The organism is Kitasatospora sp. NPDC087315, from assembly GCF_044744345.1.
Taxonomy (GTDB): domain Bacteria; phylum Actinomycetota; class Actinomycetes; order Streptomycetales; family Streptomycetaceae; genus Kitasatospora.
The window spans coordinates 1-12,081 of record NZ_JBIUYD010000047.1 but is presented as its reverse complement, the minus strand read 5'-3'; the positions used below and the strand labels follow the sequence as shown (position 1 = coordinate 12,081).

Annotated in this window: 8 protein-coding genes; 4 read left to right on the top strand and 4 right to left on the bottom strand. The window is 69.7% G+C overall.

The window, feature by feature from the left end:
• The first annotated feature begins 156 nt into the window (after positions 1 to 156).
• Both ACIO5D_RS37855 and ACIO5D_RS37850 read left to right on the top strand, forming a co-directional pair.
• Positions 157 to 1,293 carry a Dyp-type peroxidase gene (locus tag ACIO5D_RS37855; RefSeq protein ID WP_400800812.1) on the top strand — a complete coding sequence of 379 codons (1,137 nt, stop codon included), beginning with the start codon at positions 157 to 159 and terminating at the stop codon, positions 1,291 to 1,293.
• On the top strand, positions 1,290 to 2,099 hold the full coding sequence (locus tag ACIO5D_RS37850) for a family 1 encapsulin nanocompartment shell protein (RefSeq protein WP_400800809.1): 810 nt from the start codon (positions 1,290 to 1,292) through the stop codon (positions 2,097 to 2,099). Before ACIO5D_RS37855 ends, ACIO5D_RS37850 begins: the two co-directional genes overlap by 4 nt.
• Before the next feature lie 1,401 nt (positions 2,100 to 3,500).
• On the opposite strand, the gene ACIO5D_RS37845 is transcribed toward ACIO5D_RS37850, so the two are convergent.
• Complete coding sequence (locus tag ACIO5D_RS37845) at positions 3,501 to 3,689, bottom strand: hypothetical protein (RefSeq protein ID WP_363614180.1); 189 nt, start codon at positions 3,687 to 3,689, stop codon at positions 3,501 to 3,503.
• Between the two features lie 165 nt (positions 3,690 to 3,854).
• Positions 3,855 to 7,073, bottom strand: coding sequence for an AfsR/SARP family transcriptional regulator (locus tag ACIO5D_RS37840; RefSeq protein WP_400800806.1), 3,219 nt, complete (start codon positions 7,071 to 7,073; stop codon positions 3,855 to 3,857).
• Between the two features lie 274 nt (positions 7,074 to 7,347).
• On the opposite strand from ACIO5D_RS37840, the gene ACIO5D_RS37835 reads away from it, so the two are divergent.
• Positions 7,348 to 9,567: an ATP-binding protein gene (locus tag ACIO5D_RS37835; protein WP_400800803.1), complete on the top strand. Its 2,220-nt coding sequence runs from the start codon at positions 7,348 to 7,350 to the stop codon at positions 9,565 to 9,567.
• Here ACIO5D_RS37835 and ACIO5D_RS37830 read toward each other — a convergent pair.
• Entirely contained in the window at positions 9,482 to 10,120 is a 639-nt protein-coding gene (locus ACIO5D_RS37830; protein WP_400757477.1) for a hypothetical protein, read from the bottom strand. The two genes, ACIO5D_RS37835 and ACIO5D_RS37830, sit on opposite strands and share 86 nt — an antisense overlap.
• The gene (locus ACIO5D_RS37825; RefSeq protein ID WP_400757478.1) at positions 10,117 to 11,361 is read right to left on the bottom strand and encodes a hypothetical protein; all 1,245 of its coding nucleotides are present in this window, start codon (positions 11,359 to 11,361) and stop codon (positions 10,117 to 10,119) included. The genes ACIO5D_RS37830 and ACIO5D_RS37825 overlap by 4 nt, the downstream gene beginning before the upstream one ends.
• Positions 11,362 to 11,716: 355 nt before the next feature.
• On the opposite strand from ACIO5D_RS37825, the gene ACIO5D_RS37820 reads away from it, so the two are divergent.
• On the top strand, positions 11,717 to 12,081 hold a 365-nt coding region (locus ACIO5D_RS37820; protein WP_400800800.1), incomplete at its 3' end, for an electron transfer flavoprotein subunit beta/FixA family protein.

Genomic DNA, 12,081 nt, shown 5'->3' with positions numbered 1-12,081 from the left:
GCACGTCTTCATCGGGCCGCCGGCCCGCCCCCTGGATCAAGGGGGCCGATCTTCGCCGACCACCGCGCCGAGGGGGAGGCCGCACGGACGGCCTGAGGGCTGTCCGATCGCCGTCTCCCCGTCCTGTCGCCTTGTCCTGCCGTCCTGGAGCCCGTGATGCCGCCCGAACCGTCCGCCGCACCGCCCCAGCCGTCTCCACCGTCCGCGCCGTCTGCGTCGTCCGCGTCGTCCGCGTCGTCGGTGCAACCCCAAGCCGTGCTCACCCCGCTCACCAGTGCGGCGGTCTTCCTGGTGCTCACCGTGGACCCGGGTGGTGAACAGGCGGTCCGAGACCTGCTGCCCGACCTGGCCGGCCTGCGCCGGTCGGTCGGGTTCCGGGCCCCGGAGGGCGGGCTGACCTGCGTCACCGGCATCGGCTCCGACGTCTGGGACCGCCTGTTCAGCGGCCCCAGACCCGCCGGACTGCACCCCTTCCAGGAGGTGACCGGCGCCCGCCACCGGGCCCCGGCCACCCCCGGCGATCTGCTGCTGCACCTGCGCGCCTCCCGGATGGACCTCTGCTTCGAGCTGGCGAGCCAACTCACCGAGCGGCTCGCCGGCGCGGCCACCGTGGTCGACTCCGTACAGGGCTTCCGCTACTTCGACGACCGGGACCTCATGGGGTTCGTCGACGGGACGGAGAACCCCGAAGGCCGGGCCGCCGAGACCGCCGTCGTCATCGGGGCCGAGGACGAGGCGTTCACCGGCGGCAGCTACGTCATCGTCCAGAAGTACCTGCACGACCTCGCCGCCTGGAACGCCCTCCCGGTGGAACAGCAGGAACGGGCGATCGGCCGCACCAAGCTGGCCGACATCGAGATGGACGACGAGGTGAAGCCCCCCGACTCGCATGTCGCCCTGACGACGGTCACCGGACCGGACGGGGAGGAGCGCCAGATCATGCGCTTCAACATGCCGTTCGGATCCTTCGGCGGGGGAGGGGAGTTCGGCACCTACTTCATCGGCTACTCGCGTACCCCCGAGGTGACCGAGGAGATGCTGCGGAACATGTTCGCCGGCCGGGAGCCCGGCCGGCACGACCGCATCCTGGACTTCTCCACCGCCGTCACCGGGTCGCTCTTCTTCGTCCCGACCGCGGGCTTCCTCGACTCCCCGCCGCCCGCGCCCGCCGCTCTTCCCGCCGCTGCTTCCGCCGCTGTTCCCGCGACCCCGCGCACCGCGCTCAGCACCGTTCTCCGTACCGCCGACGGCTCGTTGGGCATCGGCAGCCTGAAAGGGATCTCCGCACCATGAACAACCTGCACCGGGACCTCGCCCCCATCTCCGCCGCGGCCTGGGAGGAGGTCGAGGAGGAGGCGCGACAGACCTTCAAGCTCCACATCGCCGGCCGCCGTGTGGTCGATCTGCGGGGCCCGGACGGCACCACCCTCGCCGCCGTGGGCACCGGCCACCTGACCGGCATCAGCCCACCGGCGAACGGCGTCCTCGCGCACTCCCGCGACGCCCAGCCCCTGGTCGAGCTGCGCGTCCCCTTCACCGTCGCCCGCTCCGCCGTCGACTCCGTCGAGCGCGGAGCCCGGGACGCCGACTGGCAGTCCGTCAAGGACGCGGCGCGTGCGATCGCCCTCGCCGAGGACCGCGCCGTCTTCGAGGGCTACCGCGCTGCCGGAATCGAGGGAATCCGCGTCGGCGCCACCAACCCGCCCATCCAACTCCCCGAGGATGTCCGCGAGTTCCCGAACGCCGTAAGCCGGGCCCTGACCGCCCTGCGCCTAGCCGGGGTGGGCGGCCCCTACTCACTCCTCCTGGGCGCCGACACCTTCACCGCCGTCAACGAAACCAGCGACCACGGCTACCCGGTCCACAACCACATCGCCCGCCTCCTCGACGGCGACATCATCTGGGCCCCCGCCATCGAGGGCGCCTTCCTGCTCTCCACCCGCGGCGGCGACTTCGAACTCGTCCTCGGCCAGGACGTATCGGTCGGCTACCTCTCCCACGACGCCGAGACGATCCAGCTCTACCTCCAGGCATCGCTGACCTTCCTCATGCACACGGGAGAGGCCGCCGTCGCCCTGGGAAGCGCCACGAACACGTGAGCGCCTGAAGGCGTACATGAAGCCCTGCTCGGAACGCCCGCCCGGCGCCTGCGCCGCAGGCCCGGGGGCAGGACCTCCGGAGTGGTCCCGAAGCCCGTGCGCAGACGGACTTCGGGGCAGTGAGTGAGTCCGGCCGAAATCCGGGTGAATTTTTTGCCAGATGCCGGTCCGTTCTTTTCGGATGCTCACACGAGCACACCGAATGCAACGGCCTTCGGGAGCTGTCTCGGCGGTCCGAACCCTTTTGGGGCCCTTGAAGGACAGCCCGTTCGACGGAGCCGAGAACAGGCAGAAAAATCTCCTATCAGTGGGATCGATTCCCGGACCGGGCGCCGGGGCCGGTGTGGCGAGATTATCCGTTCCGCTGGTGGAAACTATGTCAAGGTGGCCTTCGAATCTTTCGATTCTCCCCTTCCGGAGAAATTTGCCGAATGTGTTTCCGCAAGGAGACCCACCGGCCGGACCGCGCAGGGGGCCGGTGCAGATAAAAATCTCTTCCGAGATTGACTTCCGGAGCGATCGTTTCATGCCGACAGGCGAATTTCTGGGAGGCTCCAAGGGCAACCGCGACGCTATGGAAGCTCTGAAGGCATTGCTATCGCAAACGATGCCTGTGTGTGGCCGGGTTCGGCGTCGGTGCTCCGTATGGCAGGAAGTTCTCCCGGTCTCGGTATTTTCTCCGGATCTTAAGCTGCCGGCCAGGCACGCAGACGCCGGCCGCAGAGAGGCTTGCCGACACTGCTCCGACAAGCCCACTTCCGGAAGTCGTGAACTGTTCTTCCAGTGCGGGACTCGCGAAAGTCGACTTCCAGATGCTTGGCGCGGCGCGGGCTTTCCATTTTTCGCGGGAACCGGGCCCTCGGCCTTTTGGCGACCTTCGAAATGTGTCAATCCATTGCCGGGGTCGTAGCTGCCCGACCGAGGAGGAATTCGGTAGAGGCGGAACTGTGCGCGTCAGGGAATGAGCCGCGCTGTTCAAAGGTGGCGCCGGGATCCTGCTCGCAGGATTCGAGTCCGCTTTCCGTCGAAATCTCGGCTCAGCTCGGCAGCGGGGTGATCTCGGTCTTGCCGACCGCAGTTCCCAGTGGAATTACAGGGGATTGTAAGCCGGTGTGGCCGGACGGGTCGCAGCCGGCTCTGCGGTGCCCTTGGGCGGGTGTCGAACCGAAGCCGACCGTTGCTTGGCCGGTGAGCCTGACAGCGACATGGTCCTGTTCGGTTTCACGGCCGAGATCTTCCCACCGGGCCCTGGCCGCACCCAGTTGTGTCCGGCCTGGTTCTTCCACCGCACGCGCCGCCACCTGCGACTTGACGATGCCTGAACTCCGCGCGCCGCAAGCACGGGAGCGCCAAGACCTTCAAGGTCCTGGCGCTCCATGCGTGGTGTTGGGCGGTTGGATCTCAGACCGTCTGCTTGGCCTCCCCGGAGGCCCAGATCGGCATGGATCCGGACTTGGAGCCGACGGCGGACAGCGCGGACGTCTCCGGCGCTGTGGGTCGGCGGTCCGCGCTTGTGAGCGGGCAGAGGCCGACTATGCCGGCCAGCCCCAGGGAGAGCATCACGCGAAGGGCCGACTTGTACATGTTCATGTGTGCGATTTCTCGATTCTGCGCGATCAGGGCTTTAGGCGAGTCCACGCAGCACGCGGCATGAGGTGCCTCGGTGAGTGGCCTGCGGGGATCCTACTCCATCCCTGACCCATGGGAATCAATGCGTCACATGCGCGACTCTGACCCCCTCTACGGAACGCCTCTTCAGTTCCGTGGAAGATGAACTACGCGTGTCAAATGATCAATGCTGATCGAATCTGTCACCTCTAGTGACCGGAGAAGTTCCAGAGCCCTCCGGGCGGTGGTGTGGGCTGCATCGAGGCTGCCTGCGCGAAGGTATGCATCGGTCAACAGTTCGCGTGCTCGAACCTCCTCGTGCGGAGCCTGAATCTGATAGGCGAGGGCTGCTGCCTCCTTGAGATGGCCGATCGCCTGTTCGAAACTATCGAGCGAGTATTCGGATCTTCCTATGCCTCGAAGTGCGGCCGCTTCCTCCCTCGCGGCACCGACCGAGCGGGCCAGGGCCAGTGCCCGTTCGTGATGGCTAGCCGCCTCGTGGTGGCTGCCGAGCGTATTGAGGAGATCTCCGATCCCATTGCAGGTGTCGGCCTCGTGTCGGATGCTGCCGAGCTCACGAAATGTCGCGAGCGCGGAGCGGTAGAGGTCGCTGGCCGACTCGAATTCGTCGGGTGTATCGATTGTGGCGGCCAGATTGACCTTGACAGTGGCCAGGTCGAGCTGCGACACCGAATCGTCGCCTATTCTGATGATGCGCTCAAAGGCGTGTCGTGCCGCCTTGCGGTCGCGCATTCCGAGGTGGAGCTCCCCGATATTGTTGAGAATCTTGAACTCCAGGCTTGAGTCCGAGAAGGACTGGGCATGTGGCAGGGCTTCGGTCAGAGCGTCCAATGCCGCCTGGTGATTCCCCATGCAAAAATGGATCACGCCGACGTTGCAGAGGAACCGGGCGATATTCCAGTGATCACCCGTGGCCCTCCGCACTTCCAGGGCCTCCTGTTGAACAGCCAGGGCGGACGCCAGGTCGCTCTGGGCCCAGTGCAACTTGGCGTGCTTGTCCAGGGCCTCGGCGACGGCCTCGGCGTCGCCCTCGGTGCGGGCGAGCGTGAGGGCGTGGTCAAGGGTCTGCCAGGCCTCAAGGTAGCGGGACATGTGGATAAGGGGCGCTCCAAGGTCGATCAATGCCCATGCCTCATGCCGGTTGTTCGCCGTGGCACGCCAGTGCAGGACGCCTGCGAGGTGAGCTTGACGCGCGTCCGCCCAGTGGCCCTGTGCGTCGAGATGGCCGGCCAGGAGGTGGGAGAGCCAGGCGCCGGCCTCGGTCAGGCCGCCGCCTCGTAGGCTTTCCTCAAGTGCTGTCAGGCTTGCGTGTTCGGCCTCCAGCCACCGTCGTGCGACGGTGGTTTCGGACAGCTCTAGATCATCCAAAAGATCTTCTAGATAGAAGAATTGATAGATCGTCGGAAGATTGAGTCGAGGCCTGTTGGGATAGGCGGCATGGTCGGCGCGGTCGGTCGCGTGGAGCGCCAGGCCGACGAGGCGGCGCAGGGCGGCGTCACGGGCCTCGGCGCTCTCCTCCTGGTGCGCCAGTGCGACGGCGTATTCATGGAGGAGATCGTGGAACTGGTAGCGCTCCGGCGAGCGTTCCTGGATGAGATTCAGTTGGAGGAGGCTCTCCAATATTTGATCGGTCAGATCCAGCGGTTGCCCGATCAGCGCGGCTGCGGAGTGGAGACCGAAGTCCGGTCCCGGGTGCAGGCCCAGCCTGCGAAAGGCTTGTTGCTGCTCAGTGGACAGCGATTGGTAGGAGAGTTGGAACACTGAGGCGATGGTGACGAAGCCGTCGCGTATTTCGGAGAGTCGGCCGTTCTTCTTGGAGAGGCGCTGGATCAGAGTGTCCAGTGACCAGGACGGCCGCGCCCTGAGTCGACTTGCGGCCAGCTCGATGGCAAGGGGCAGTAGCCCGCACTGGCGGACCACCTCGGCAATCTTGGCTCGCTCATGGGCCCGTTCCTCCCCGACGAGCTGGCCGAACAGGTCTATGGCATCACCGACAGGGAGGGTGTCCAGGAAGAGTGAGCGGGTCCCTGGAAGCTCCGTGAGGCTTCGACGGCTGGTGACGATGATCAAGGAGGTGGGGGCGGCAGGCAGTATTGGTCTCACCTGCCCCGGATCCACCGCGTCGTCGAGGACCAGGACTGCTCGCCGCTCGGACAAGAGCGTGCGGCACAGTCCGGCGAGCTTGTCCGGGGTCGACGGCAGCTCGGACGCTTTGACACCGAGCAGTCTGAGTACGGTGGTTGAGATGGTGGCCAAGCTGAGGGGATGTTGCAATTCTGCGTGGGCGCGGAGGCGTACGTAGTACTGTCCGTCGGGAAAGTCGGCCTGCAGCAGATGCGCCACGCTGAGAGCGAGTGCGGTCTTACCCACCCCCGCCATGCCGGCGATGGACTCCACGGTGACGACACCGCCGCTTGTCGCCGCCGAGAACTGGTTCGGCAGGAGGCGGCGGATCTCCTTGGCGCGTCCGACAAGTCTGGTACTGGCAGGAAGATTTGATGTACCGACCGGTTCGGTAGACCTCTTCGGCACACCGTGTCTGCCTGTCCGCCGCCCTGAGCTGATCGGCAATTCGGAGACCGGTTGGTTCTGCAGCATTCGGTCGTGCAGGCGGGTGAGCCACTCGCCGGGGGCGGTGCCGAGTTCGGCGCGTAGGAGGCGGACGACCGCGGGGTAGACGCCGAGTGCCTCGGCCTGGCGGCCGGAGCCGTAGAGGGCGGTCATCAGGTGGCCGGCGAGGCGTTCGTCGGTGGGGCGCTGTTCGCGGAGGGCGGTGAGCTCGGGGACCAGGTCGCTGAAGCGGCCGAGGCGCAGTTCGACCTCGACGCGCAGGAGGGTGGTGGCCAGGCGCTGGTCGGTCATGGTGGTGCGGGTGGCCTGGGCCCACGAGCCGGGGAGGCCGGCCAGTGGCTCGCCGCGCCACAGCTCCTCGGCGCGGCTCAGCACGGTGCGGGCCTGGGTGTCCTCGCCGTTGTCGGCGAGGGTGCGGGCCCGGCGGGAGAGGTCGGTATAGCGGTGCCAGTCGATCAGCTGGGGGTCCACCCTGAGTACGTACGTGTGCGATTGGGTGTCTATTTCGGCGGCCTCACCCGGGTGGTCCAGTCCTTTGCCCTCGGTGGCCCTGAGGAGATTGCCCCGAAGGCGTGACACATGGCTGTAGAGGCTGCCAACCGCGCTTGGAGGTGGGTCTTCACCCCAAAGGCGGTACGCAAGTGATTCATGGGACAGCGGCTTGCCGACATCCAGCGCCAAGGCCGCCAGCAGGAGGCGCTGCTTGCCCGGACCAGGCGGCAACACCCTCCCGTTCACCGACAGTTCAACTGAACCAAGGAGATGGAACTCCAATTCGACGCCCCCCGCCGGTTGGCTACCAGCTTGCCGTGTCGCAGGTGAGCATCGCATGTCTCCGGGGGCTCGGGCTATAGCACTGGGCCTGTTCCGGGAGTAGCGCTTCCAACGAATTCTCGATATGACTGTGATTCATGTGGTAGTGACCGTACGGTAATTGATCAACGAAACGGCGCCACCACTCGGATGCTTTGGTCTGCGGGCGGGGGAAACCGATGGCACCAACGGCACCAATGGCACCAACGGCGAACGCGGGTGGCGGGGGCCGCCGGTGAGCGAGGCGGATCTTCCGGCGTCGGTCCAGCGGAACTCGATCGAGGACGCCCGCGTCACCGGGACCGTGGTGCAGGCCGGGGCCATCCACGGCGGGGTTCACCTGCACGCGCCCGCGCTTCCCGTGCCGCGGCAACTCCCGCCGGTGCCCAGACGGCTGGTCGGCCGGGAGGGTGATCTCGCGGCGCTGGACGAGTCGTTGGGGGCGTCGGTCGCGGAGCCCGCGGCGGCGGATGTGACGGTGGTGGTGACCGGGCCGGCCGGGGTGGGGAAGACGGCGCTGGCCGCGCAGTGGCTGCGCGGGCTGTCCGGGCGGTTTCCGGACGGACAGCTGTACGCGGATCTGCGCGGGCATGCCCCGGGCGGGCCGGTGGATCCGGTGGAGGCGCTGGGCGGGTTCCTGCGGGCGTTCGGGGTCGGTCCGGTGCCGGGGAACCTGGCGGAGGGCGTGGCGCTGTGGCGGTCCGTGGCGGCGGATCGCCGGATCGCGGTGCTGCTCGACAACGCGTCCACGGCCGCGCAGGTCCGCCCGCTGCTGCCGGGTTCGGAGCACGCGGTGGTCGTGGTGACGAGCCGCCGCCGGCTGACCGGGCTGGGGATAGACGGCGCGGTGTTCCACCCGCTGGGGCTGCTGGCGCGCGCCGCGTCCGCGCAGATCCTCGCCCAACGGGTGGGCGAAGGCCGGGTGGCCGCCGAACAGGCGGCCGCGGCCGAGGTGGTGGAACGCTGCGCGGACCTGCCCCTCGCGATCTGCCTGGCGGCCGCCCGGATCGCGGCGCGCCCGGTCCAGCGGCTCGCGGTCACCGCGCGGGCGCTGGGGCAGGATGCGGATCGGCTGGCGACACTCGACGTGGAGGGGGAGACCGTGCGCAACGTCCTGGACGCGTCCTTCGAGGTGCTGGAGGCGGACGCGGCCCGGCTCTACGGCCTGCTGGGGCTGCTGCCGTTCGCCGAGTTCACCCTGGAGGTGGCCTGTGTGGCCGGCGACCTGCGGGCGCCCGAGGCGGATCGGCTGCTCGACGGGCTGATGGATGTCCATCTCCTGGAGGAGCTGAGCGACGGCTGCTTCCGCTTCCACGACCTGGTGAAGCTGCACGCCCGGGCCTGCGGCGAGCCCCTGCGCGACGGTCCGCCCGGCCGGACGGCCGCAGACCGCGTCCTCGACTGGTACCTGGCGTCCGCCACCGCCGCCGAGGAGCTCATCAGCCCCAGCCACCGCACGCTGCCCCGCGACTACGCGGGTCAACCGGCCCGCCCGGCAAGGGTGTTCGAGGACGAGGACGAGGCGCTCGGCTGGCTGGACGTCGAACGCGACCGGCTGATGGCCGCGCTGCGCTGGGCCGCCGAGACCGGTCGGCACGCCACGGCCTGGCAACTGGCCGACGCCATGTGGCCGTTGTTCCTGCGCTTACGCCCGGCGCGGCTCTGGGTGGAGGCGCACCGGACCGGTCTGGCCGCCGCCCGCGCGGCCGGCCACCGGGCGGGCGAGCTGCGGCTGCTCACCTCGGGCGGCCACGGGCTGCGCAACGCCCGGGAGGACGAGGAGGCCGCCGACTGGTTCGCCGAGGCGCTCGAACTGGCGCGGTGCTCGGCCGCCCCCCTCGCGGAGGCGGACGCGCTGTACGGTCTGGGCCAGACCCACCGGACGGCGGGCCGACTGGCCGAGGCGGCCGGTTGCCTCGACGAGGCCGCCGGGATTCGGGCGGGGAAGGGCCTGGTGCGGGGTGCCGCGCTGGCCCGGCTGAGTCTCGGCGACGTCCTGCTCGCCGCAGGGCGTGCGGAGGAGGCCGTCGGCATCATCACCACAGCCCATCGGGAGCTGGCCGAGATCCCGGACGCGTACGAGGCGACCCGCGCGCTCGCGTTCCTCGGGCAGGCGCACAGCGCGCTCGGCGCGTACGGGCCCGCCGAGCGCTGCTTCGCGCAGGCGCTCGACGGGTTCCGGGCCGGACGCGCGCGCCTCTGGGAGGCGCGGGTGCTGGAACTCTCCGGCGAGCTGGAGCGGTTGAGGGGCCGGACGGCCGAGGCGAGGGCCCGGTTCCAGGCGTCGTTGACCGGTTACCGGGAGCTCGGCGCGCCCGATGCGGCCAGACTGGCCGGCCGCATCGGTGCGCTGGACGACGGTCCGGGCCTCACCCCCCGCCCGGGCGATCCCGGCGGTCCCGGCGATCCTGATGGCTCTGATGACTCCGATGGGCCGCACGCGGCGGACGGCTGAGGCAGGTGTCGAGCAACTCGTAGGAGTAGTAGGCCGAGGTGGCCATGCCGGTGAGTTCGGCCAGCCCGCGGCCCGCCGCGAGCCAGGCGTGCGCGAGCGAGCCGATGGCCAGCCGCTGCCAGGACGAGCGCGGGCCGCTCGTGCCGTCCCGCAGACGCATCGCCAGCCGTCCGCCGGTGCGGGCGAGGACGAGTACCGTCCCGGCACCGCAGTCGGCGGTGACCACCGCGCAGCCGGGGTGGGTGCGCAGCGCCTCGGTCAGCTGCTCCAGCGCGCCCTCCGGGGTGGCCGTGCCGAGGTGGAGGACGTCGGCGTGGTGGCGCCACCGGGCGGCGTCCGGCCCGGTGAGGTCGAGCGCGAGGTGCTCGTCCACGAAGGCGCGCCGGGGCTGGTCGGCGCCCGGGTCCGGTGGCAGGCAGCTGGTCAGCAGACCGTGGCAGGCGCCGGCGGGGGAGTGGATCCGGGCCTCGAACAGCGTGGCGGGGAGCCCGGCCGACGGCACCAGACCGTCGGCCGGGGTGAGGCGCACCGTGTGCAGTGCGGCCACCGTCATGCCTGCCCGGAGGCGAGCGGCACCGGTGCCGGCGGGCCGTCGAGTGGGGCCGGCAGCGGCAGCGCCGGGGGCTCAGGTTCGTGGGCGGGCTGGCCGAGGCCGACCACGCGGTAGAGCAGCCGTCGCATGTTGCGGTCGAACCGGCCGGGCTCGGAGGTGATCCCGTCGGCGATGGCGGTGTACTCCTCGGGGCGGTACTGCGCGGCCGCGTAGGCGAGTTGGCCGGTCAGCGGGTGGGTGGGGTCGAGCGCGGGCGCGGTGCGGGCCAGCAGCGCGCCCGGCGAGCGCGGGTTGACGTCCCGGTGCGGGTACTGGGCCAGCAGGATCGGCGCTCCGGTCATCGCGCCGTAGAGGGTCACCGAGCCGTGGTCGCCGATGATGAAGTCGGCGGCGACCAGCAGCGGCCGCCAGTCCGCCTCCGGCGGGATCACCGTGACCGCTCCCCGCGCGGTGGCCATGGCCCACGAACGGACCTGCCAGGGGCTGTGCGCGGCGGCCACGTTGGGGTGGACGAGCAGGGCCGTCCGGTAGCCGTGCCGGGGAAGTTCCGCCGCCAGCCGGGGCAGTACCGCGTCGAGCCGGGTGAACAGCGAGCCCGATCCCCAGGTGGAGCAGACCAGCACCAGCTTCTCGTCGGGCCGCAGCCCCAGCGCCGCCCGGTGGCGCTCCCGCGCGGGCAGGGCGGCGGCGATCCGGTCGTAGCAGGCGTCGCCGACGACCTCGGCGACCGGCAGCGCCTCCGGGCAGCCGCGGGCCAGCTCGGCGAGGTCGTCCTGGTGCGCCAGCGCGTACGACTCCGGGACCACCCGGCCCTTCCAGACGACGTACTCCGGCCCGAGTCCGCTGGCGGTGCGCTCGCCGCCGGGGCCGGGCGTGCGGGACAGCTTGATGTGCCGCGCGCCGTGCGGCAGCCGGACCAGCGGCCCGTGCAGCTGCTCCAGCCCCTGCGAGCCGGCGGCCAGTACCAGGTCGAACTCGCGCCGGACGGCCTCCTCCCACGGCAGCACGGTGCCGCCGAGCAGCCGGATGTGCGTCTCGGCGCCCCCGTTGAACGCGTGCGGCGCCACCGTGAACGTCACGTGGATCCGCAGGTCCGCGCCGAGCAGGGTGTAGATGTCGTGGAGCCGCTGGGCGTACACGGCGGTCTGCGCGACCACCAGCACCTCCTTGCAGCCCGGCAGCGTCGCCCATCGCCGGCCACCGCCGACCGTCGTGTGCTGTTCCCCGTGCACCAAGGTCATCTCGTTCCCCCTCCTTGATCCCGGTCGGGGCCTCCGATCGGTTGCCCCGCCGGGGGTGTGCCCGCGAGGTCTGGCGGATTCCATGCCGCGTTCTGGACGGTGCTTGCGGAAACCTTGCCGCGCGGCTGCGGGCCTCTCGACGACGGGCGAAGGGTACTGAGTTCCTTTACGCGGGGTACTGAGTGCCGTATTCTCTCGGTGAAGCCTCTGACGTCAGTCGAAGAGAGCCGACACGGCATGCCGGTCCAGGCGGCGCTTGCTGCTCGCAGGGTGCGGCCGGGCCGGACTTGGCACTCAGTACCCTGGGCATGACCTGAGGCCATGGACCAGTGCACCCGTTACAGGAGAACCGCTCATGAGCTTGAGGATCGTTGTCTGTGTGAAGTACGTGCCGGATGCGACGGGGGACCGTCGTTTCGCGGAGGATCACACCACCGACCGGGAGGGCGTGGACGGCCTTCTGTCGGAGCTGGACGAGTACGGGGTGGAGCAGGCGCTGCGGATCGCGGAGGCGAACGAGGGTGCCGGGGTGACGGTGCTGACGGTGGGGCCGGACGATGCGAAGGACGCGTTGCGCAAGGCGTTGTCGATGGGTGCGGACCGGGCCGTGCACGTGAACGACGAGGGTGTTCACGGTTCGGATGTGATGGGGACGTCGGCGGTGCTGGCGAAGGCGCTGGAGCGGACGGGGTTCGATCTGGTGATCGGGGGGATGGCGTC